This is a genomic window from Psychrobacter raelei (genome assembly GCF_022631235.3).
Lineage (GTDB): Bacteria > Pseudomonadota > Gammaproteobacteria > Pseudomonadales > Moraxellaceae > Psychrobacter > Psychrobacter raelei.
This window is the reverse complement of record NZ_CP093310.2, coordinates 3,095,587-3,117,860: the sequence shown is the minus strand read 5'-3', so window position 1 is coordinate 3,117,860 and position 22,274 is coordinate 3,095,587. Positions and strand designations below refer to the sequence as shown.

General features: G+C 43.2%; 20 protein-coding genes and 1 pseudogene. 10 read left to right on the top strand and 11 right to left on the bottom strand.

Annotation, left to right across the window (positions count from 1 at the left end; genetic code table 11):
- Positions 1-17: 17 nt before the first annotated feature.
- The 4 genes and pseudogenes from tnpC to MN210_RS13325 form a co-directional block, all read right to left on the bottom strand.
- Positions 18-1,664 (bottom strand): IS66 family transposase, encoded by a 1,647-nt coding sequence (gene tnpC / locus MN210_RS13065; protein ID WP_425605647.1) that lies wholly within the window; start codon positions 1,662-1,664, stop codon positions 18-20.
- Positions 1,665-1,799: 135 nt separating this feature from the next.
- Complete coding sequence (gene tnpB / locus MN210_RS13060) at positions 1,800-2,144, bottom strand: IS66 family insertion sequence element accessory protein TnpB (RefSeq protein WP_338412335.1); 345 nt, start codon at positions 2,142-2,144, stop codon at positions 1,800-1,802.
- Complete coding sequence (locus MN210_RS13055; protein WP_241878797.1) at positions 2,141-2,347, bottom strand: hypothetical protein; 207 nt, start codon at positions 2,345-2,347, stop codon at positions 2,141-2,143. The genes tnpB and MN210_RS13055 overlap by 4 nt, the downstream gene beginning before the upstream one ends.
- Before the next feature lie 18 nt (positions 2,348-2,365).
- Positions 2,366-2,431: pseudogene (locus MN210_RS13325) on the bottom strand (transposase); the annotation flags it as partial.
- Positions 2,432-2,515: 84 nt separating this feature from the next.
- Here MN210_RS13325 and MN210_RS13050 point away from each other — a divergent pair.
- Positions 2,516-3,591 (top strand): IS3 family transposase gene (locus MN210_RS13050; protein ID WP_425605606.1). Its coding sequence is split into 2 segments (ribosomal slippage): positions 2,516-2,765 and positions 2,765-3,591, totalling 1,077 coding nucleotides; the frame shifts between segments, so codons are not numbered across the junction.
- Positions 3,592-3,954: 363 nt separating this feature from the next.
- On the opposite strand, the gene MN210_RS13045 is transcribed toward MN210_RS13050, so the two are convergent.
- The 3 genes from MN210_RS13045 to MN210_RS13035 all read right to left on the bottom strand — a co-directional run bounded on the left by MN210_RS13045 (position 3,955) and on the right by MN210_RS13035 (position 5,923).
- Positions 3,955-4,242, bottom strand: a complete 288-nt coding sequence (locus tag MN210_RS13045; protein WP_110817241.1) for a polyhydroxyalkanoic acid system family protein — start codon at positions 4,240-4,242, stop codon at positions 3,955-3,957.
- A 135-nt stretch (positions 4,243-4,377) separates the two neighbouring features.
- Positions 4,378-4,902, bottom strand: a complete 525-nt coding sequence (locus MN210_RS13040; RefSeq protein ID WP_241878794.1) for an endonuclease V — start codon at positions 4,900-4,902, stop codon at positions 4,378-4,380.
- A 91-nt stretch (positions 4,903-4,993) separates the two neighbouring features.
- The gene (locus tag MN210_RS13035) at positions 4,994-5,923 is read right to left on the bottom strand and encodes a hypothetical protein (protein ID WP_338412334.1); all 930 of its coding nucleotides are present in this window, start codon (positions 5,921-5,923) and stop codon (positions 4,994-4,996) included.
- Between the two features lie 174 nt (positions 5,924-6,097).
- Here MN210_RS13035 and thrC point away from each other — a divergent pair, with 174 nt between their 5' ends.
- A complete protein-coding gene (gene thrC, locus MN210_RS13030; RefSeq protein ID WP_338412333.1) occupies positions 6,098-7,528 on the top strand; it encodes a threonine synthase in 1,431 nt (476 codons plus the stop codon).
- 97 nt (positions 7,529-7,625) lie between these two features.
- Here the strand turns inward: thrC and MN210_RS13025 are convergent, their stop codons facing one another.
- Positions 7,626-8,780, bottom strand: a complete 1,155-nt coding sequence (locus tag MN210_RS13025) for a cytochrome-c peroxidase (RefSeq protein ID WP_338412332.1) — start codon at positions 8,778-8,780, stop codon at positions 7,626-7,628.
- Between the two features lie 500 nt (positions 8,781-9,280).
- On the opposite strand from MN210_RS13025, the gene dprA reads away from it, so the two are divergent.
- The 3 genes from dprA (at position 9,281) to MN210_RS13010 (ending at position 12,377) form a co-directional block, all read left to right on the top strand.
- Positions 9,281-10,546, top strand: a complete 1,266-nt coding sequence (gene dprA / locus MN210_RS13020) for a DNA-processing protein DprA (protein WP_338412331.1) — start codon at positions 9,281-9,283, stop codon at positions 10,544-10,546.
- A gap of 76 nt (positions 10,547-10,622) precedes the next feature.
- Positions 10,623-11,369, top strand: coding sequence for an L-threonylcarbamoyladenylate synthase (locus MN210_RS13015; protein WP_227535331.1), 747 nt, complete (start codon positions 10,623-10,625; stop codon positions 11,367-11,369).
- Between the two features lie 57 nt (positions 11,370-11,426).
- Complete coding sequence (locus tag MN210_RS13010; protein ID WP_338412330.1) at positions 11,427-12,377, top strand: TIGR01777 family oxidoreductase; 951 nt, start codon at positions 11,427-11,429, stop codon at positions 12,375-12,377.
- 156 nt (positions 12,378-12,533) lie between these two features.
- Here the strand turns inward: MN210_RS13010 and MN210_RS13005 are convergent, their stop codons facing one another.
- Both MN210_RS13005 and MN210_RS13000 read right to left on the bottom strand, forming a co-directional pair.
- Positions 12,534-12,992, bottom strand: a complete 459-nt coding sequence (locus MN210_RS13005; RefSeq protein WP_227535329.1) for a hypothetical protein — start codon at positions 12,990-12,992, stop codon at positions 12,534-12,536.
- Positions 12,993-13,050: 58 nt separating this feature from the next.
- The gene (locus MN210_RS13000) at positions 13,051-14,439 is read right to left on the bottom strand and encodes an efflux RND transporter periplasmic adaptor subunit (protein WP_338412329.1); all 1,389 of its coding nucleotides are present in this window, start codon (positions 14,437-14,439) and stop codon (positions 13,051-13,053) included.
- 510 nt (positions 14,440-14,949) lie between these two features.
- On the opposite strand from MN210_RS13000, the gene grpE reads away from it, so the two are divergent.
- Both grpE and dnaK read left to right on the top strand, forming a co-directional pair.
- Complete coding sequence (gene grpE / locus MN210_RS12995; protein ID WP_155587236.1) at positions 14,950-15,555, top strand: nucleotide exchange factor GrpE; 606 nt, start codon at positions 14,950-14,952, stop codon at positions 15,553-15,555.
- Positions 15,556-15,831: 276 nt separating this feature from the next.
- Positions 15,832-17,757 carry a molecular chaperone DnaK gene (gene dnaK / locus MN210_RS12990; protein ID WP_011961582.1) on the top strand — a complete coding sequence of 642 codons (1,926 nt, stop codon included), beginning with the start codon at positions 15,832-15,834 and terminating at the stop codon, positions 17,755-17,757.
- A 201-nt stretch (positions 17,758-17,958) separates the two neighbouring features.
- Here the strand turns inward: dnaK and MN210_RS12985 are convergent, their stop codons facing one another.
- Positions 17,959-19,188 (bottom strand): 8-amino-7-oxononanoate synthase, encoded by a 1,230-nt coding sequence (locus tag MN210_RS12985; protein ID WP_338412328.1) that lies wholly within the window; start codon positions 19,186-19,188, stop codon positions 17,959-17,961.
- Between the two features lie 285 nt (positions 19,189-19,473).
- On the opposite strand from MN210_RS12985, the gene MN210_RS12980 reads away from it, so the two are divergent.
- The 3 genes from MN210_RS12980 to MN210_RS12970 all read left to right on the top strand — a co-directional run bounded on the left by MN210_RS12980 (position 19,474) and on the right by MN210_RS12970 (position 21,931).
- Complete coding sequence (locus MN210_RS12980) at positions 19,474-20,040, top strand: porin family protein (RefSeq protein ID WP_241878789.1); 567 nt, start codon at positions 19,474-19,476, stop codon at positions 20,038-20,040.
- Between the two features lie 301 nt (positions 20,041-20,341).
- Positions 20,342-20,920, top strand: coding sequence for an outer membrane beta-barrel protein (locus tag MN210_RS12975; RefSeq protein ID WP_241878788.1), 579 nt, complete (start codon positions 20,342-20,344; stop codon positions 20,918-20,920).
- 429 nt (positions 20,921-21,349) lie between these two features.
- Positions 21,350-21,931, top strand: coding sequence for a porin family protein (locus tag MN210_RS12970; protein WP_011961578.1), 582 nt, complete (start codon positions 21,350-21,352; stop codon positions 21,929-21,931).
- The last annotated feature ends 343 nt before the right edge of the window (positions 21,932-22,274 follow it).

Here is a 22,274-nt window from a genome sequence, read left to right as displayed (position 1 = left end):
AAGCATCCGACCAACCCCTATTGAGGTGGCATCCATCGATGAGGTAACAGCTCATCCAGATCATCTTGAGTAGGCAGGCGTCTTAGCACGTCTATCAAATAAGCAGACACATCCAAGCCATTTAAGCGAGCTGACTGAATGATTGACATAATATTCGCAGCACGCTGCCCACTTCGTAGCGAACCAGCAAACAACCAGTTTTTACGCCCAAGTGCCCACGGACGCATCTGATTCTCCGCCCAATTATTATCAATCGGTAACCTGCCATCATCTAAGTAACATGTCAGCGCCTGCCAACGTTTCAGGCAATAATCAGTTGCCTTAGTAATACTGGCATTTTTAGTGGTTAACTGTCTTTTTTCTCGTAACCATTGATGCAGCTTATCTGCAATCGGTTTGGCCTTCTCTTGCCTGATTTGCCGAACTATTTTGGGGTCTCTTGGTATTGGGGGTGTGTGTTTTTCAAATCGCTCATCAATCTCACGTTCAATGGCATACAACTGCCTAAATAACGTTAATGCCTCAATACTCACGATACTTTGCCCAGTGACATGCAGTTCATGGAATTTACGCCGTGCATGGGCCAGACAACCGATTTCAGTCACACCTTGATGAAATAAAAACTTATAACCGCTGTAATCATCGCAAACCAGCTTACCACGCCATTTACCTAAAAAGGCTTTAGGGTGCTCATTACGACGGCTTTCGGCAAAGTCATATACCACCGCCTTTAATGCACTGTGCTGTGGCGTGAGATACGCCCAGACATAGCCTTTTTTTAATGATTTACCACCTACCTTTACATGGTTCTTCATGATAGATACTGGCGTTTCATCAGCATGTAAGATGGGTTCAGACAGTAATAGCGCGTGCAAGCGACTTGCTAAAGGCTCAAGGGCAACGCCGCAGCGTCCCACCCAATCTGCCATGGTGGCATCGGGGATATTTATCCCACTTCGCTGATAGATAAGATTCTGCCGATATAGGGGCTGATGGTCTGCATACTTGCTAATAAGGATGTGCGCAAGCAGCTCTGGGGTGGCGATGCTTTTGTTAATAATCTGCTTGGGGGCAGCCGCTTGATGAAGGGTGTCACACTCACGGCATACCCATTTAGGATAGAGGTGACGCTCAATATAAAACTGCTTAGGGATAATGCCAAGTTTGTCTTGTTTGTCCTCTCCAATTTGTGTCATTTGACAGCCGCAGTCACAAACGGTGGTGAGTGGTTCATGAACCAGGATTTTGACCTCAAGGTGGTCTGGAATAACCGTGTATTTAGCACGCTTTGGTTTTTTAGACTGATGAGTGACTGAGGGTAGCGGCTGGTCAGCAAGCTCGCCCTCATCAATGAGGGTTTCTGCCTCGATAGGATCGATAGCAGGGAGCTTGGCAAGCTCATCTTGGCTTAAGCCGCTACGGTAGTCATCTCGGATTTGTTCAAGCTCCGCTAAGTCTTCTTGCGCCGCTTCATAATTTAAGTGGGTTTGTCTGGCAGTTACGCCTTCGCTTTTTTGTCCATATAGCCGGTGAATAAGCTGCTTTTGCTTTTCGATGAGTTCAAGCACTTTTTCATACAGCTTGTGGTTGTCCTCAACCACTTGGTTAAAAAGCTGCTGTAGTTGTTCGTGACTCGTGTTTGTTTGATCAATTTGTTGCTGCAGATGCTCATTACGCTGTTCAAGCACGCGGATTTTCACCAAAAGCTCGGCGTAAATGGGGTCTTTTGATAAGTCGGATAGATTGGCAGCAGTCATGGCGATATGTTGCCAGAGTTTTATTTGCCTGTCATCTGATATTTATAGAATGGGGGTTAATTTATCCTGACCCATGTTACGCCAAGGCAGTCCACTGATTAAGGCGTTAAATTGCTCACGGTTGATGCTGATGCCAGTTTGAGTGGTGGTGAGTGCTTTGGTTAAGCCATGAAATTTATTATCATCGAGCTGACGGCTACAAAGCCATATGCCAAGTCCGTCATGAATAAGTACTTTTAGGCGTGTGCCTGCTTTGTTGTAAAACAGGTAGGCGCAGTGAGGACGGATACTTTGGTGCTCGGTGATGATGTGGGCCAGTAGTTTGCCACTACCACATCGCATGTCCATGGGCGTGGTGGATAACCAGATGTGGTTGATGGCTATCATTGTAGTCCTCGTAGTAGGTCAATCAAGCTTTGGGTGTCAATTTGGGCAATGTTGAGGCTTATGCATCCAGATCCTGAGGCTGCGATTTGCAGTTTGATGTTTTGTATGACGGATGCTGAGCCTAGATGTGTGACTTCAGGTTCAAGGCAGATGGGGATAAAGTTCGGGTTTGGATCAGCAGGACTGTCGATAGCATCAGGCAATGTGCCGGTTTGAGTCTGTGTACGCTGATACTGACGTTTCCAGTTATGTAGAAGGTTTTGGTTAATGCCATGCTCTCGGGCGATACTGGCGATTGATTGTAACTATCCCCTAAAATAACACAGCTCAAACGTAGAATTTCTTATAAAATACGCATAAGGAGTTTTAATATGAGCAAACGAATGACCGAGACCCAAATAGTATCAATATTAAAAGAAGCAGAAGCTGGGATATCTGCTAAAGAGCTGTGCCGTAAATACGGGGTAGCTAGCTCGACATTTTACAAATGGAAGTCTAAATACGGCGGTATGGAAGCCTCTGATGTCAAACGACTAAAAGAGCTTGAAGAAGAAAACCGTAGGCTTAAACAGATGTATGCTGATTTAAGCCTTAAAGCGCAAATGCAGGAAGATATCATAAAAAAGCTATAGCGCCTGTACCCGAGCGCAAAGTCTGGGCGCAAGAATTACAGGCGCAGTATGATGTCAGCATTGCAGTTAGTTGTCAGGTGGTCTGTATGAGTCGAACCGCTTACTACTATAAGCCTAAGCTACCTGATGATAGTGAGATTATTGATGTCTTAAACAAGCTTACTGACAAGCACAATCGTTGGGGTTTCCCAAAGTGTTTTAAGCGTATACGCAAGCTTGGCTACTCATGGAATCACAAGCGAGTACACCGTGTTTATACCGCGTTAAACTTAAACCTACGCCGTAAGTCTAAAAGACGGCTACCAACGCGCAACCCTAAGCCGCTAAGTGTGCCAAACGCATTGGGTCATACTTGGTCTATGGACTTTATGAGCGATAAGCTGCACAACAATATTCGCTTTCGAACCTTTAATGTGATTGATGATTACAACCGTGAAGTATTAGGCATTGATATTGGTACCAGTATGCCTTCACTCCGAGTAATTCGCTACCTTGACCAGCTAGCCGAGTGGCATGGCTATCCTAAGCAAATTCGTGTGGATAACGGCAGTGAGTTTACATCTAGCACATTCACTGATTGGGCATCAGCTCACGGCATCTATATTGACTATATCGAGCCTGGCTGTCCTTATCAGAATGCTTATATTGAACGGTTTAATCGCAGTTATCGTAATGAGGTTTTAGACTGCTACCTTTTCAACAATTTAAACGAGGTTAGTAAGCTGACTGAGGATTGGATCAAGGTTTATAACACCGAAAGACCCCATGATTCACTTAATGATATGACACCTGCTGAGTACAGGCAGGTGGCTTAATTATTCTACGATGATGTTGTGTTAAGAATGGGGTATTTACATGATCGATTTGAGTCTGTCGCTTCTTTTACTAAAAGTGCTTTAAACTCGGGGCTGTAAGTTCTTCGTTTGGGTTTATTAGAGGGTTGTATTGTCATCTTAGTGTCCACGATTATTTGATCGTGGACACTATCTCGCATTTTTTAATAGAAAAAAAGATGGGATGGTCGGATGCTTACACACCAGTTCGTGATAGATAAAAGGATTGACCTCTAACTTGTTGTTAAGGTCAACGAGTCACCCAAAAAGCCCAGCTCATAATAGAGCTGGGCTTTTTTGGGTATAAATGAGGGTCAAAATAATACCAATCAATTGGAAAGTAGATTAGTTAAAATACTTGCTTAACCCTGATTCTAAGGCGTCTTTGATCTTACCTTTTAATGGCTTGGCCAAAAAGCCCAAGGTCGCTTCAAAACGTATTTTATTTTCATCTAGCGTGGCTTTGCCATCGATGCCTTTACGTGTGATTGTCACGTTGTCTTCGTTCTCGCCTTCGACATAATTGGCATTAATACCATATTTATCTTTGGCACTTTCAAGCCATTTTTTGGCTTGTTCACGGGCGGTATTAAAGTCTAAGCTGTGTTTTTTTTCAATTTCGATATCTGCCATGGTGTTACCCTTTTTGTTGTTAGTTATTAACTGATGAAATAAACTTTTAGACTGAGATTTATTAATAAGCCGTCATAAGCTATTTATATCATTAAATGAGAGGGTTAACAATTCAGTCGTGTAGTGTGAGTGATACTAAACTCGTCCTAGCGCATCTACCTGCTTAATGATGTTTGGTAAACGGTGATTCCCTTCTAATTTGCTAACCATATCTTTTGCACCCGCAATATCAAAATCAATACTGGTCACATAAAGTGGATGCTTACTAACACCTCGCCATACCGCATAATGGTCACTAATGTCTTTAAACTGATTTTTGGCGATACCGATAACAGGCTTTTTTGTTTGTAGGTTATCATAAAGATATTTGCCCAGTCCTGCTTGCTCTTTGCCATCTAAAAAGACATAACCATCAATGATAATGACATCGAATCGTTCATTTGTTTGGTCGATTTTATTGATTAGGGCAAGCAGACAAGGCATTTCTCGTTTATAGAACTGTCCTGACTCATAATGGGATACTTCGTTTACGATAACGATATGTTCGCTTAGTATCTTATTTAACTCTATACCTTGAAAACGTATTCCTGAGACTTTGGCAGTCTCGGTTTGCGTTGTAAGGTCGGTTTGGTAATGGACGTCTAGGATTAGATAGATCAATGGCATTCCTTTTAGATGAATTTAAGCTCAGTAATTAATCATAAACAACATCATCTATTTTTTTAATCAGACAGTACTCTTTTAACTAATACTAGAGAGATATTTTGAGATTAGGAGCAGTCATTTTAAGCCTTTCTTTTGTTTCTAATGAGAACTCTGTAAGAGGAATTATTTCTGTTAATGAACCAAAAACCTGCTTGTTATTAAAGATACTAAAATCTGCCAATCCATCTAGTCCATCTAACCCACTGATTAATAGTCTCTCAACATACTGAAAGCTGTTATTATTCGACCATATGTCAAATAGCTCATTGATAATATTTTTATCTAAGCCTAGTGATAAAAAGCTATCAAAAGTGAAAGTTTGATAACTATCGATCATCTTATATACGTCAGGTAAAGGTATTGGACAACTTGTATAGGGTTTGTCTTGTAAAACGCCTTTAGTCGCAGAGAATTTTTTAACTTTTTTAGTAACTGGATTATACTTTATTCTAACTTCCTCCACTTCTTCCATGTTCCGCCAATCCGCATAAGAAAAAAACACCTCATCTACTCTAAATCCATCATAACTATATGTTAATCCGTCAGGTTTATAAAGTAATTCAAAACTTACTGGCAAAAGACTGTCTGTATTCCAAGTTATATAGTTTCCAGAGTAACCATCATCATCGATATAGTTCTCATACAGACATTTTCCCTCTACAAAGTCATACACCATTCCCGCATATGACTTATCCTGATAACGCAATCGTACATCATTCCAACAATCATGCAACTGGTCATAACGGCAGTCTGGACTATGTATAGCTGACTGATCAACCTGCATTATTGAAGGTGGACTTTCTATACATGGAGAGATATATGGTTCAGTAATAGCACCGTTATGAACGATAAAGGGCGCTATTTGACTGTCTTCTTTATCAAAAAAGACAACCCCTGTAAATGGCACACCTTGGTAATGCCATTTATTATCTACTTGAGTTAGTAACGTTGATTTGAGTCTGAGCATGTTATTCATAGTTGTCTTTTTGCTGTTTTTTAATAGAGTTATTAATGACGCACATGCCAAAACTACCACATACCCCACCACAAAACCAATAAGCCGTTTATTTAATATGGCTTATGTCTAAAAATATGCTACTCTTTTTGATACAAAAATTGATGACCTCTTTTGACAGGATAAGACGAAGACATGAAATATATCAGTACGCGTGGTCAAACCGAGCCGATGGATTTTAGCGATGTGTTGTTGATGGGATTGGCGCCAGACGGCGGCTTGATGCTACCTGAGAGCTATCCGCAGATTGATGCTGCGACGTTGGATAAGTGGCGTAACTTGAGCTACCCAGAGCTGGCGTTTGCCATTATGCGTCTGTTTGCCACCGATATTGATGAGGCAGATTTAAAAGACATTATCGAGCGTACCTATACTGCTGAAGTCTTTGGTAGTGAAGATATTGTGCCAGTACGCAAGCTCAAAGATGACTTGTATATTTTAGGATTGTCTAATGGCCCAACGCTGGCGTTTAAAGACGTGGCGATGCAATTTTTGGGTAATGCCTTTGAATACGTGTTAAAGCAAAAAGGCAAGCGTCTGACCATCATTGGTGCAACCAGTGGCGATACGGGCAGTGCGGCGGAATATGCACTGCGTGGTAAAGACAATATCGAAGTATTTATGATGTCGCCCCATGGCAAAATGAGTGAGTTTCAGCGCGCACAAATGTATAGCCTAACCGATGCCAATATTCATAATATTGCGATCAAAGGCATGTTTGATGATTGCCAAGATATTGTTAAAGCATTGCAGCAAGATGCTGATTTTAAAGCCAAATACAGCTTGGGTACGGTCAACTCAATCAACTGGGGGCGCATCCTAGCGCAAATCGTTTATTACTTTAAGGCGTACTTCTCTGTAACAAACGGTGCAGCAACTACAAGCAACGATGAAAAAGTCAGTTTTTGTGTGCCGTCAGGTAACTTTGGTAATATCTGTGCCGGTCACATTGCCCGTGAAATGGGTCTGCCGATTGACCGCTTAATTGTCGCTACCAATGAAAATGACGTATTAAACGACTTCTTTAACCAAGGCACTTATACGCCGCGCCCAGCCGACAAAACGTATGTGACCTCAAGCCCGTCTATGGATATCTCAAAAGCGTCAAACTTTGAGCGCTTTATTTATCTGTTATTAGAAAAAGACAGCAAACGGGTGCATGAGCTGTTTGATGGGGTGAAGGTAGGTAACGGCTTTGATTTGTCAGACGTGTTAGAGGAAGTCAATAGCCGTTATGGTTTTGCGGCAGGTAAATCAACGCACCAAGACCGCTTAAATACCATCAAAGCAGTGTACGAGACTTATAACGACTTGGTCGATCCACACACTGCCGACGGTATCAAAGTGGCGCAAGAGCTGCAAAAAGACGGTGAGGTTATTATCTGTGCGGAGACAGCGCTGCCAGTGAAGTTCTCAGAGACTATCTTTGAAGCGATTGGCGAGATAGACATTGAGCGCCCTGAGCATACCAAAGATATTGAGAGCCTAGAGCAGCATGTGACGGTACTGGATAATGATGCCAGCCTAGTGGCGGATGAGATTAAAGCGGTGGTAGCACCCGTTTAGATTAAGATTTAATTGACCTGTTTTGTCATAAAAAAACCAGCGAATGAATCGCTGGTTTTTTTTATCGAAATCTACTCTGGCGCTTACTTTTTATAGCCTAGCCTTGTCTTTCAAACGGAATAGGCTTCGGTGTGTTCTCGTTAGAGGGCGGCAGTTTAGGTAGGGTAATCTGCGGCTGATCACCAGTTAGGGTTTTTAAGAACGCCACAATGTCTGCGGTTTCTTCGGAGGTAAATTCACGGTTTAATTGAATTTTGCCCATGATATTGACCGCATCTGCGAGTGAGTTAACCTGACCATCATGGAAGTACGGATAGGTGAGCTCAATGTTACGCAGTGTCGGTACTTTAAAGACGTGTCTGTCTTCTTCCTTTCCAGTAACGGCGTAGCGTCCTTCAGATAGATTTTGTGTGGTGTACTTCTCAAAGACCCCAAACTTTTGGAACGAGCTGCCGCCTAATGTCGCACCATTGTGACAAGCGATACAGCCACTGTCTTTAAATAGCTTGTAGCCGTTTAGCTCTTGCTCATTGATGGCACTATCGTCGCCGGCAAGCCATTGGTCAAAGCGTGAATTCGGTGTCACAAGAGTATCCTCAAATAAGGCAATTGCCTCGGTTACCTGATCGATGGTGACATCACCACTGCTGCCATAAGCTTCATTAAACAAGGCTTTGTACTCTGGGATTGAGTTTAAAACCTGTTCAACATACTCATGAGACGATGCCATCTCTATTGGATTTTCAATTGGACCACCGGCCTGATCCATCAGGTCTTTGGCGCGTCCATCCCAGAACTGTGCCAAGAAATAGCGACTGTTTAACACTGTCGGCGAATTGATTGGCCCTTCTGCCCAGTTGTAGCCTACTGAGGTTGGGATGTTGTCTGTACCGCCTTTGGCAAGATCATGACAGCTATTACAAGACAAGGTTCCTGATTTTGATAAGCGGGTATCAAACCACAGCATTTTACCCAGCTCTACTTTTTTAGGCGATTCAATCGCCTCTACTGTAATGGTTTCGACAGGCTCATCACGAACGCTGATAAGCGGCTTTACATCAGTATTACTGGCGCTCTCAGCACCTAGCTCTGTGTCTTGCGTATCTTCTGACTCATTAGATACGACGTGTTGACCGCCTGGACGAAAATATCCAGAAAGGGCGATTAGCAAGACAAGTAGTAAGAAACCAATCACGCCGACAAGAGCATAAGTGACTTCCTTTCTCGGGTTATTTTGATGAGCGTTAGCCATAGCATGTGTACCTGTTGTGACTAAGAATAAGTGAAAGTTAGCAACGTGGGCTGTATTGACTGAAATGGGCTATATTGATTGACGTGTGAAATAGTTTATTCAGTATTAAGTAGTTTTAAATCCATTGTATCAGTAAGGTTTTATTAAGTACAGATAACCATATAGAAAATAAGGATTTATTTTAATCATTATAATGATGATTAAAACCAAACAATGATGGTGGATAACCTATACACTGATAACTCTCCAATGCTATGGTGTTAACGGAGAGTACGCTTCTTTAAATGAGGATAGACATACTAAACATAAGTGTCAGAGGTGTCGGAGCATAAAGATAGCAAGACAACATAACGCTATAGTCAAAGACGTCTAAAATGGTGACAAGGCAACCGAGCATCAGGTCTATAAATGTAAGCTTAGCGAGAAATGTAGGCTTAGTGAGGTTAGCGCCGTAACCGTTTAACAGTTCGCTGACTATACTATAAAAACTGGTAAATAATATGACAGCACTTGAACCTGCATTAACGACAGAGAAAGCCGCTATACTTTTATTATGGCAACGGGTAAACACCTCTTTATCTGCCTTTTATAAACTGATTGCTCACTTTGAGACGGCGCAGCAGGCGCTACAAGCAGGCAGGAGTCAATGGCAAAATCTAGGTATTCATAAAAAGCATCTTGATCGGCATGCGCAGGCAAGTCAGGAGGAGGATGCTCAGTTTATCGCGCAGCTTGAACAGCGCATGGCCGCGGGCGAGTTTCATTTGCTGTTTCAACAACAGGCTGATTATCCGCAGCAGCTGCTTGGTCTATTTGATCCACCACCTTTGTTGTTTTATCGAGGCAATAAGCAGCGTTTGAATCAAGCACAGATAGCCATTGTGGGCAGCCGTAGGCCGACACAAAAAGCGCAGCGCTTTAGCTTTGATATCGCTCAATATTTGGCAAAGTCTGGTTTTATTATCTGTAGTGGTTTGGCTCAAGGGGTAGACGCCCAGGCCCACCTAGGTGCTTTATCTCAGCCTGCTGAATATGCCGGGCGCAGCGTGGGGGTGATGGGTTCCGGCATAGACGTCTGTTATCCCAAGCAGCACCAGGCCTTGTTTGATCGGATGATTGCAGAGGGTGGCTGTATAGTCAGTGAGCTGTTCCCAGGCACACCGCCTCACAAACACACCTTTCCTAGGCGCAATAGAATTGTCGCCGGCTTAAGTCTTGGTACTGTGGTAACCGAAGCGGCGCTACAAAGTGGCTCATTGATTACCGCACGCCTTACCTCAGAGCAGGGCAAGCAAGTGTTTGCGCTACCTAGTGACATTGATAATGTTAATGCTCAAGGGGGGCATCATCTGATTCGAGAGGGTGCGACCTTGGTGTATCATCCTGATCAAATTGTGAGTGATTTGTGCCATCAATTGGTGACACCTGTGCAGATATCGCAGGCCAAAGACACTATATATGGCAACAGTTCAGACCACTTTCATGCCAATGCTACTTCACACCCTACAAAGCATCCCAATGCAGTGAGCTCTGATACCACTGCGACACCCAAAGATAACGTGAATCCTATTTTAAAAGCGCAGAAGTCTGTTACTATTTCTGAGCACCTGCAGCCTTTGTGGGTACATATCCAATTTGAACCGCAGGACCTAGATGCCTTAATCAATAAGACCCAACTAGATACCGCTACCTTATTAAGTCAACTCATGGAGCTTGAGTTAATGGGTGCGGTCGCTGAGGTCGGCGGTCGTTATCAGCGTGTTTAAACTGTTTTGCCGGTTTTTTATCCGTATCAAATAGATGGCTTATCGGCGGTCTATTGTGTCAATGAAGTCTGAAACTATGAATGCTACTACTGAGCCGAATGGCGCTACCACCACAAGCCCTGAACAAGCCGCACAATGGCTACAGCAAGGCAAACTTCTGGCTTATCCCACCGAAAGCGTCTGGGGTATAGGCTGTGATGCTTATAACCAACAAGCCGTTGAGCAGATATTGGCCATAAAAAACAGGCCAAGCGAGAAGGGGATGATCGTGGTGACTGACAGCATTGAGCGTATCAGGCCATTATTACAGCAATTACCCCAGAGTCGTCAGCAACAAATCATAGCCAGTTGGTCAACGCGAGCAAGTGAGGATAATGCAGCACACACTCAGCAGGCGCACACTTGGCTATTGCCTTTAAAGACGGCTGAATTTAGCGCAACAACAGAAGCGGATAACGAAGATACGAATACTCAAGATATTGGTGCTCAAAAGGCTAATGCTAGCAAGGCTCATGACCCACACCAACCTGGCATCGATGCTTTAGTACCTTATTGGATTACCGGAAAACACGACTCTATTGCGGTTAGAGTGATTGCGCATCCACTTATTGCTCAGCTGTGTCAGCAAATGGTCAGCTCTGCCAACCCTTATGGGCTGGTGGTCTCAACCAGCTGTAACCCATCAGGAGACTCTCCGGCTAAGAGTTTTGAGCAGGCCTATGCCTACTTTGGGCAAGACATAGCGTATCTACAAGGAGAGACTTTAGGCTATGTGCTACCTAGTCAGATCAGTGATGCATCAAGCGGGCAGGTGATTCGTTAGTTTTTTATCCTACTGTGCCCGCTACTTAATATAGGTTTGATAACACAAGGATGAGGTATGAATATTTTAATTAGTGGGGGTTCTGGATTTATTGGTCAGACATTAAGCCAATATTTACAAGATGCCCAAGGCACAGAACAAGATTCTCAATACTCAGACACTCACATAACTTGGCTGACTCGAGACGCCATCCAGCCGCACCCAAGCTTTGTGAGCTTAATGAGTTATGAGCAATTACAAACCACGCAGTCCACCTTTGATGTGATTGTCAATCTGGCTGGGGCAGGCATAGCGGACAAACGTTGGAGTGATGAGCGCAAGCAGTTGCTGCTGCAAAGCCGGCTTAAGCCTACCCAAGCTTTATTAGATTATATAAGCCGTACCTCGGTCAAACCTAAACTGCTACTTAGCGGCTCAGCCATAGGCTGGTATGGAGACCAAGGCGAGATGCCACTTGATGAAAGCAGTCGCTTTGAGGATAAAGGTGATGCAGATTTTGCCCATCAATTGTGTGAGGCTTGGGAGGCTAAAGCTAAGCAAGCGTTAGACTTTAAGGTACCGGTAGTTATCCTACGCACAGGGATAGTGATTCATCCCAGCGGCGGTATGCTGGCCAAGATTTTGCCTGCTTTTAAAATGGGGCTGGGTGGTCAGTTGGGGGATGGCAATCAGATCATGAGCTGGATTAGTCTGAACGATTGGGTTCGAGCGGCAGTGCATATTATGGCGCAGCATACGGCGAATGAGCATTATGCCGATAGCACTGTCTATAATTTAACGGCGCCGCATCCGCTTAGTAATGCAGTGTTTACCCAGATTGTGGGCAGTTGGTTAAAGCGTCCGACTTTTATGACTTTGCCTAAAGCAGTGTTGAAGCTGATGTTCGGAGAGATGTCAGGCTTGTTAATTGAAGGCCAAAAGGTATTGCCAAAGCATCTACTAGATACTGGCTTTGTATTTAAACATACTGCACTCAAACAAGCTTTGATGGCGCAAAAGCTGTCTTAAATCATCTGCAGATTAAGATAAAGTTTCACGTGGAACAGTACTTAAAGATATGGGTTGATTATTAGCGCTTATCTATGTTTCACGTGAAACCATCAATAAAACATCAATGAGGCTATGGCCCGCTCTTTGACCTGCTATTTAATAGACTTTACCGGCTTAACGGCTTTCGTGCTTCTTTCTAATAAAGAAAATAATCGCAGTAAGCGCGGCGACCATTAGCGATAAAATGGCGCCGGTCAACAACGTATTGAGCAGTGCAAACCCAAATGGATAATGGTTCTGAGCAATACCCAGTCGATCTTGAGTAATACCCACCGAAATAATACCGGCCCACAGCTCAGGAGAAGCGGGCCAGCCAAATGCCAAAAACACATTCATAAGCTGTAAACCCGCCTTAATATACACGCTTCGGCGCAGTGCATCGTGCCATCTGCTCAGATTCTGCTTGATAAGATAGGCATCAAGGGTGCCATATACTAGGATAAATACCACAATCCCAAGCAACATGCCGGCAAAGGCTGCAGGTGTCGCACTTAATACAATGCTGCCCCACATAAAGCTGGCAAGAGCATTGGCCATGACCCAAAAGCCCCAAAATAACCAGTGATTTGTCATTTCATGTGCATTTTTTATCATTATTGAACCAAAAGTATTTTATTGAACCAAAAGTATTTTATTGAACCGAAAGTATTTTGCCATCGGAATCTTTGGGTAAATCTGCCAGACAGACCAAGCTTTCATTACTGATACCACTGACTAAGAATTGATCTGAATCGGCAAAGTACTCCACCACTTGAATGGGCGTGTATGACAAGCTTTGGTCCTGTCCCACAATCCACACATAGCCATGAATGGGTGTGGTAGGGCGAGGGTTTTTCTTAGTCAGCGGCTGTAAGTTGGCTTCATGAATGGCCTCGCGCGGCAAGCGCACACCAAGCTCAATTTGACCATATTCAATGCTCATCGAGGCGCGCATGCCAGGTTTGAGTAGTGACGCTGTGTTTTCACCAGCAATCAAAGGCGCATGTACCGTCAAAGTGTGGTTATTGGCATCGGGGGTAATGTGGCTGATTTGACCGGTAAACTCTTTATGTAAATCAAACACAGTAAAGTTCACCGGCTTACCAACGGACAACTGTGACTGAGTTTCCAGTGGCAATTGTGCGATTAATTGTAGCACCCGAGTATTGGCCACAGTAATAATAGGCGAGGGTAGCGCAGTAGAGGTGTTGACTTCATCAGTTGCGCCTTTGGTGTTATCGGTGCTCTCAGTGGTATCTTTGGGCGCCGCTGTATTTTGTGTGGCAGCTGTATTTTGTGTGGCAGCTGTGTTTTGTATATTAGTCACTTTACCAGCAATGGGTGACTTGAGCACCAAGGTCACCTCCACCAAGCGTTGGGATTTATTTGCCTGCTGAAGTGTATTTGTCTCAGTGCTTTGAGTCTTACTGTCTTGTATGGGCTTATCTACAGCGGATGAGCGCTGAGCATCATCGGCCGTATCACTGGTGGCACTGACGGCCACGCCTACGCCGCTGATACTACCAGTACCGCTTGATTTTACGGTGCGCTTGGTGGCACTGCTTTGAGTGGATTGTGCGTCTATTCTTTTATCGCCCTGATACACCTCCAGAAAGTCATTACCAATAAAAGGCAGCTCATTTTCAGCAACTTTTGCTTCAAGTCTGGCCACCACTTGCCCTGGTTGCACGCTATCACCTTTTGCCACCTCAAGCGTGCTTGACACGATGTGATAAGGGGCAGTCAAGTCAACACTGTTAACCGGCACTAAGTCGCCGACAAGATTGTAGCTGGGCTGATAGCGCTCTGGAATACTGGTATGAATCAGGTCGTGACTGACCACAATTTTATTGTCCAAAATCTGAACCTCAGCCTGCTGCTGTTCACCCTGAGTCGCTCCATCACAGCCGACCACTGCGAGCGACGCAGCCACTATCGCCATGGCAAGCACTTTGGCATAACGGCCACGGCCCCTTTGATGTCCATCAGCGTGGGCAACTTGGGGGTGAGTGGATGAGGCGGCAAATAGCGGCGATCGCATAACAGTGAAATCCTATCGGTTGGATAATAAAAAAGGGCAAGTCATCAAACTCTCAATAACACAGTGACTGATAATAAAGTGACCAATAACACAGTGACATAACAAAATAAGGTATGGTAATGACAAGTCTTGCACTAATTTTAGGGCAAAAACCCCACAGTCTTGTTATAGGATTGTGTTAAGTTTGTGCTTAGGGGTTGAAATTTTGGCTCATGGCCTTTATCAAGCAGTTACCATACAAAACATTAACAAAAGATGATTCCCCCTGCTATTTAGCATTAAAGCGGGAACTGCTATTTAGCATTAAAGCGGGAAATAATGAAATTAAGCTGCTGACCATAAAAACTTATACCACAAAAGATGTGTGCACAGGGCATTAAATCAGCAGACTGCAAAAAAATTAAAACGTCTGCTTCCTTTGCCCTTTTTATTCATAAATTTAATAAGTGACCCATTAAGCTATACCCATTACGCTATATAAGCTACTTAAGCCAATAAGGAGAGAAAACCATGAGTAATAATGAAGCGAATAATCCTCAAGACAATCCAGTACATGACAATGTTGGCCACTCAGAGACCATCTTAGAAGAGACCCTAAATGAGTTTAATCCAGAGGCCAATGGCGGCGATAATGATGTGGTACACAGTGATATTGATGTGAGCACTTATCAGGCACGTATTGCAGAATTAGAAGGTGAGGTAAAAGCGGCCAAAGAAGGCCAAGCCCGCGCCAATGCCGATGCCTATAACGCTCAAAAACGCATGGAACAAGAAACTGAGAAAAGCCGTAAGTTTGCACTACAAAAATTCGCTAAAGAGTTATTAGAAGTTGTGGACAACTTAGAGCGTGCCATTGTCAGCGTCCAAGCCGATGATGATGCCGATGACGCCATCTTAGAGGGTGTAAAACTTACCCATAAATCTTTCTTAAACGTATTAAATAAGCAAGGCGTAGAAGTGGTAGACCCACAAAACGCTAAGTTTGATCCAGAGCTACACGAAGCGGTGGGCATTGATCCTGAAGCGCCAGCTGACACTGTGGGTGACGTTCTACAAAAAGGTTATACCTTAAACGGTCGTCTATTGCGCCCTGCGATGGTTAAAGTCGGTCAATAAGTCATCAACCGTTTTGCCTGAGGCCCATCTCTGCGGCAGGATGACCAAATAAATCAGTCGCTTATAAGGGCATATGAAAGGTGAAAATGCAAAAAATGACAATAAATTGCGCAATTGTGTTGAATTTGGCTTGAAAAATAGACGCACTAAACCGATATATAAAGACAACAAGCAAGGCTTACACAGTTGTGGCATGAACCACGGACAGCATGAACAGTAAGCCAAATGCTAACATTGAAATAAACACAAACAAGAAATGATTTGGAGTTTTATATTATGGCTAAGACAATTGGTATTGATTTAGGTACAACCAACTCTTGTGTTGCAGTGATGGAAGGTGACAAAGTTAAAGTCATCGAAAACGCTGAAGGCACACGCACTACCCCTTCAATTATCGCTTATAAAGATGGCGAAATCTTAGTAGGTCAGTCTGCAAAACGTCAGGCAGTCACCAACCCAAACAACACTTTATATGCTATTAAGCGTCTTATCGGTCGCCGCTTTGATGACAAAGTGGTACAAAAAGACATCGGTATGGTGCCATACAAAATCGTTAAAGCAGACAACGGTGATGCTTGGGTAGAAGTAAACGACAAAAAAATGGCGCCACCACAGATTTCTGCTGAAATCCTACAAAAAATGAAAAAAACAGCAGAAGACTACTTAGGCGAAAAAGTAACTGATGCGGTAGTAACTGTACCTGCTTACTTTAACGACTCACAGCGTCAAGCCACTAAAGATGCCGGTAAAATTGCGGGTCTAAACGTTAAGCGTATCATCAACGAGCCGACTGCCGCAGCTTTAGCTTATGGTATGGATAAGAAAAAAGGCGATAGCACCGTTGCTGTTTATGACTTAGGTGGTGGTACATTTGACGTATCAATCATCGAAATCGCTGATGTTGATGGTGAGCAGCAGTTCGAAGTATTGTCGACCAACGGTGATACTTTCTTAGGTGGTGAAGACTTCGACTTAGCCTTGATCGACTATCTGGTTGAAGAGTTCAAAAAAGAGCAAAACTTCAACTTAAAAGGTGATCCACTAGCGATGCAGCGTCTAAAAGAAGCTGCTGAAAAAGCGAAAATTGAACTATCAAGCGCACAAAGCACTGAAGTAAACCTACCTTATATTACTGCAGATGCTAGTGGTCCTAAGCACTTAGTAGTGACTATCAGCCGCTCTAAGCTTGAAGCCTTAACCGAAGCTTTGGTAAAACGTACGATTGATCCTTGTAAAGTAGCGTTAGAAGATGCTGGCCTTAAAGCCAGCGATATCGATGACGTTATCTTAGTTGGTGGTCAGACTCGTATGCCACTGGTACAAAAAACAGTAGAAGAGTTCTTCGGTCAAGAGCCACGTAAAGACGTGAACCCTGATGAAGCGGTAGCGGTTGGTGCAGCCATTCAAGGTGCAGTATTATCAGGCGACAAAACTGACGTACTACTACTTGACGTAACCCCACTAACCCTAGGTATCGAAACCATGGGCGGCGTTATGACCGGCATCATTGAGAAAAACACTATGATTCCTACCAAAAAATCACAAGTGTTCTCAACCGCTGAAGACAACCAGCCTGCGGTAACCATTAAAGTGTTCCAAGGTGAGCGTAAAGTTGCGGCCCAAAACAAGCTGTTGGGTGAGTTCAACTTAACTGATATCCCACCAGCACCTCGTGGTATGCCTCAGATCGAAGTAACCTTTGACATCAACGCTGATGGTATCATGAACATCTCAGCCAAAGACAAAGGTACTGGTAAAGAGCAAAGCATCCAGATTAAAGCCGACTCTGGTCTATCGGATGAAGAAATCGAGCAAATGGTACGTGACGCAGAAGCCAACGCTGCAGAAGATGAAAAATTCGCAGCACTAGCTCAAGTGCGTAACGAGGCTGATGGTCGTATCCATGCCATCCAAAAAGCGCTAAAAGATGCTGAAGACAAAGTTACTGAAGAAGAAAAATCTTCAGTTGAAACTGCCATCAGTGATCTAGAGTTGGCTGCTAAAGAAGATGACCATGATGACATCAAAGCCAAGCTTGAAGCTTTAGACAATGCCTTCTTGCCAATCAGCCAGAAGATTTACGCAGCAGGCCAAGGCGCAGAAGGTGCAGCACCTCAAGCCGATGCTACTGAAGCCAATGCCGCTGATGATGATGTGGTGGATGCTGAGTTTACTGAAGTCAACGAAGACGACAAAAAGTAAGCTTATAAAGTATCTCGCTTACCTCAGTTATCAACTTAGTAAGCGGTATAAAAAAGACCGTGCTATTAGCACGGTCTTTTTTTATGGGAAAATCACAATTGATAAGAGCTAAATAATCAATCATCTAACGGTTTAACTTACTGAGCGGCTGGTTAAGCGACTGGTTAAATGGCTGGTTAAGCGGCTGGTGATTTCGTTGTCTTATGAACCAGATAACTGCTCAATAAGCCGGCTACAGTCATCATCACTGAGCTTAGCATTCATGACCAGTCGAATGCGTGAGGTACCTACAGGCACAGTCGGCGGACGAATGGGCAGGGCATAAAATCCTGCTTGCTGCAGCGCCTGAGCTTTTTTTATAGCGCTGGCATTATCGCCTAATATATAAGGAATAATGGGCGACTCATATTGCGCAACTGAGTCATTGTGAATGGCGTAAGATACGCGGCGTGATATATTGGCTAAGTGACTGCGTGATTGATATAGCGAAGGCATTTTGGCCAAAATAAATCGAGTCCAGCAGTGGGTAATGGGCGGTAGCGCCGTACTAAAGATAAAAGAGCGCATTTGATTAATCAACCACTCTCGAACAGAGGCATCACAAATCACATAAGCACCCATCGAGGCAAAGGCTTTGCCAAAAGTACCCACGATATAATCTATATCCTCTAATGTCTGAGTTTCTTCAGCAAGTCCAAGTCCATTATATCCGAGCACACCCACTGCATGTGCCTCGTCAATATACAGCTCAATGCGAGGGTCGCAGGCCTTGAGCTTGACTAAGGCTTTTAAGTTGGCTCGATCACCATCCATACTAAAGATACTTTCTGTGACCACAATAATGCGTTGTATCTCATCACCCGCCTGCTCAATCAAAGTGGCTAGGTGCTGCATATCATTATGGCGATAGCGCTGATAAGTACAGTGTGGGTGCTTGTTGCCAATAAGGCGCACACCATCTATAAGGCTGGCGTGAATTAACGTGTCGGTCAATATTAAGGTATTAAGCGGCAGCTTAGCCAGTGCTGGCAAGATACCTATATTGGCGTGATAGCCGCTATTGACCACCAACACAGATTTGTTACACGTTGAGCGCTGCGCCTCTGGCAAAGCAAGTGTATACCACTCTAGCAGCTCCGCTTCTAATAAGGGAAGTTGACTGTGATTACCGGTCAACAGCCGAGAAGAGGTGGCACCCATCTTAGGCCTCTGGCTATCTGGCATCGCTTGCAAATCACTCAAAAACTGCGATTGTAGCTGGGTATCATTACCAAGCCCCAGATAATCATTACTTGAAATATTTAATAGCTGCTTATTATCTAAAACAATCCATTGGTTTTCATGTCTGATACCAGGCAGCTTTCGGTACTGCTCTTTTGATTTTAAAGTGTCTAGTAGCGCCGCAACGCTTGAGCTTGTGGGGCTGCTCATCGATGTCCATCCTTGATTTTTTATTGATATAAAAGGCTTATTTTGGCCCGTCAATCGTCCAAAAGATTGGACAATATATCTGTTTTATTGCTAAAAAGGGTAAATGTAACAAAAGTTTTCATAAATCTAGGATTGTAACGCACCAAATAACTAATCCTCGTAAAAAATAACTTCATGCCTATCAAACACTGACAGAACCTTTGACATATCTTGTTACTATAGATTCATGGATAACAAATAAGCTTTTTAAAGGCTGTTTGTTGACTCACTTTTTAGGAGAAGACTATGAATACTTTAAACAAAACCCTACTTGCGGTAGCTGCTGGTACCCTAATGACGGTAGGCGCTCAAGCGGCTGTTAGCTATGGTAACGGTATGACAGCTCAGCCCTATATCGGTGCTAAAGTGGGTCAATATGATCTTGATGGTGCGAAAGACAAAGGCACCTCATATGGTGTCTACGGTGGTGCCAAATTCACACCAAACCTAGGTGTCGAAGCTGAATACCTAACTACCAGTGATGAAGACTTCGGTCCAGGTACAGAATACTCAGCTGATGTATACGGCCTGTATGGTACTTATGATTATGCCTTCCCTAACACAGGTGGCTTATATGCTAAAGGCCGTGTGGGTGTCGCTAAGAATGAAGTCGATGTGGAAAGCAAGAACTCAAATCTTTATAAAGATTCTGGCTCTGAAACAGGTATCGCAGGTGGCTTAGGTCTAGGCTTTAACGTGGCACAGAATGCCTCTATCGAAGCTATGTACAACTGGTACCCTTCTATTGAAAACACACGTGGTGACGATATCGATGCCAGCGGTGTTACCTTAGGTGCTCACGTTAAATTCTAACCTTGGTATTTAACCGCTAGGCAAGAGTGATTGTTTAACACCAGTAATTGAATATCAAAACCTTGTTAATTTTCATAAATAACCAAAGCGATTGTTCGGGCAGTCGCTTTGGGTGTGAATCTAAGATTAAGAGTTTGTTTTAAAAAGATATATTTACTTTCAAAAGTTAACATTGCCGCTATCAAATAGCGACATAAAAATCGGACATATCTTGTTACTATAGGCTCATCGATACAGCGACGTGTTTAGAATAATTTTCTTATACTGATGCGAATCGCTATACTTTTAATTGGAGAATACTATGAAAACATTACAAAAAACTTTATTAGCATTGGTTGCTGGTTCATTAATGACTGCTGGCGCACAAGCAGCGATTACTTATGGTAACGGCATGACCGCTCAGCCTTACATCGGTGCTAAAATTGGTCAATACGACCTTGATGATGCAGACGATGAAGCATTATCATATGGCGTTTATGGTGGTGCTAAATTCACACCAAACTTCGGTATTGAAGCTGAATACCTAACCACCAGTGATGAAGATTTTGCTCCTGGTTCTGAATACAGTGCTGACGTATATGGCCTATACGGTACTTACGACTACACTTTCCCAGGCTCACAAATGTACGCTAAAGGCCGTTTAGGCGTTGCTAAAAACAAAGTAGACGTAGATGCTAAAAACGTTGCTGGCCAATTTGCAAGCTATAACGGTAAGCATTCTGACACTGGTATTGCAGGTGGTCTAGGTCTAGGTTACAACATCGCTCCTAATGCAGCAGTAGAGTTGGCTTACGATTGGTATCCAAAAGTTGAAAATGTAGGTAGCAAAGGCGACCTAGATGCTTCTGGTATCACTTTAGGTGCTAACTTCAAGTTCTAATCTAACTTGCTTGAAAATACCTAAATAGTTTGGCCGATCTGGCCAACAAAAAAAGCGATCACCTCGGTGGTCGCTTTTTTTATGGCTTATCTTACTCACAGCGACTGTTAATCTTTGCTTATCAAAAATAGTGGCTATCGGTGCTTAAAAGTATCTAAGACTATGTGTTTGAGACTATGTGTTTGGGACTATATGTTTGACATGGCTAAGGCTATGTTTCTAGTGGATAGATTTGGTAGCAAAAGTTAACATCTGCACTACCAAGCATCGACACAGTTTTCGAAATATTTTGTTACTATATAGATATAGATAAAAAGAAGGGATTTAAACAGACACGGTTATAGGTGTTTGATTTAGATTTTAGATATAGGTATTTGATTTAAATGCTTTAACCCTTTCTTTGATCGAAAACAATACTAGGAGAAAATCATGAAAACATTACAAAAAACTCTACTTGCTTTAGCTGCTGGCTCATTAATGACTATGGGTGCACAAGCTGCCGTGAACTATGGCAATGGTATGACTGCACAGCCTTATATCGGTGCAAAAATTGGTCAGTATGATCTAGACAAAGCAGACAACGAAGCCATGTCGTATGGCATCTATGGTGGTGCTAAATTCACCCCAAACTTCGGTGTCGAAGCTGAATATATGACCACTAATGATGAAGACTTCACACGTGGTGCCAATAAGTCTGAATATAGCGCTGATGTGTATGGTCTATATGGTACTTATGACTATACCTTCCCAGGCTCGCAAATGTATGCCAAAGGTCGTTTAGGTGTGGCTAAAAACAAAGTAGACATCGACTCTAAATCATTAGCTTACAATAGATATGATGGTAAAAAATCAGATACAGGTATCGCCGGTGGTCTAGGTCTAGGTTATAACCTTGCTCCTAATGCTGCGGTAGAAGTGGCTTATGACTGGTATCCAAAGGTAGATAACGTGGCTGATAAAGGTAACCTAGATGCTTCAGGTGTTACTTTAGGAGCTAACTTTAAGTTCTAAGGTGATTTAAGTTCTAAGTAGCGACAAAGGCGTTAGTGCTTATCGCTAAAGTCAGTACTTAGCGCTAATAAGACAAGACACCACAAACAAGCGATCGCTGCGGCGGTCGCTTTTTTATGTGTTAAATGTGATGAGATTTTCTATTATCAATTTATCTAATAACTGTTTGTTTTTTATAGAAATGTTTGCTTGCAATTGGTAACAATGAAGGCCCCAAAGCACTACAATCATTTCGAAATATTTTGTTACTATTTAATCATAGCGAAAGGGATAGGCCGTTAAGCCATCAATGACAAATCATGGCTTTAGAGGGCTCATCCCAATCACAGAAATGATAACCTCA

Coding starts and splice junctions, on each gene's coding strand:
- tnpB (WP_338412335.1), bottom strand. CDS start 2,144: ATGATAGCCATCAACCACATCTGGTTATCCACCACGCCCATGGACATG.
- MN210_RS13045 (WP_110817241.1), bottom strand. CDS start 4,242: ATGGCAGATATCGAAATTGAAAAAAAACACAGCTTAGACTTTAATACC.
- MN210_RS13035 (WP_338412334.1), bottom strand. CDS start 5,923: ATGAATAACATGCTCAGACTCAAATCAACGTTACTAACTCAAGTAGAT.
- thrC (WP_338412333.1), top strand. CDS start 6,098: ATGAAATATATCAGTACGCGTGGTCAAACCGAGCCGATGGATTTTAGC.
- MN210_RS13025 (WP_338412332.1), bottom strand. CDS start 8,780: ATGGCTAACGCTCATCAAAATAACCCGAGAAAGGAAGTCACTTATGCT.
- dprA (WP_338412331.1), top strand. CDS start 9,281: ATGACAGCACTTGAACCTGCATTAACGACAGAGAAAGCCGCTATACTT.
- MN210_RS13015 (WP_227535331.1), top strand. CDS start 10,623: ATGAATGCTACTACTGAGCCGAATGGCGCTACCACCACAAGCCCTGAA.
- MN210_RS13010 (WP_338412330.1), top strand. CDS start 11,427: ATGAATATTTTAATTAGTGGGGGTTCTGGATTTATTGGTCAGACATTA.
- MN210_RS13005 (WP_227535329.1), bottom strand. CDS start 12,992: ATGACAAATCACTGGTTATTTTGGGGCTTTTGGGTCATGGCCAATGCT.
- MN210_RS13000 (WP_338412329.1), bottom strand. CDS start 14,439: ATGCGATCGCCGCTATTTGCCGCCTCATCCACTCACCCCCAAGTTGCC.
- grpE (WP_155587236.1), top strand. CDS start 14,950: ATGAGTAATAATGAAGCGAATAATCCTCAAGACAATCCAGTACATGAC.
- dnaK (WP_011961582.1), top strand. CDS start 15,832: ATGGCTAAGACAATTGGTATTGATTTAGGTACAACCAACTCTTGTGTT.
- MN210_RS12985 (WP_338412328.1), bottom strand. CDS start 19,188: ATGAGCAGCCCCACAAGCTCAAGCGTTGCGGCGCTACTAGACACTTTA.
- MN210_RS12980 (WP_241878789.1), top strand. CDS start 19,474: ATGAATACTTTAAACAAAACCCTACTTGCGGTAGCTGCTGGTACCCTA.
- MN210_RS12975 (WP_241878788.1), top strand. CDS start 20,342: ATGAAAACATTACAAAAAACTTTATTAGCATTGGTTGCTGGTTCATTA.
- MN210_RS12970 (WP_011961578.1), top strand. CDS start 21,350: ATGAAAACATTACAAAAAACTCTACTTGCTTTAGCTGCTGGCTCATTA.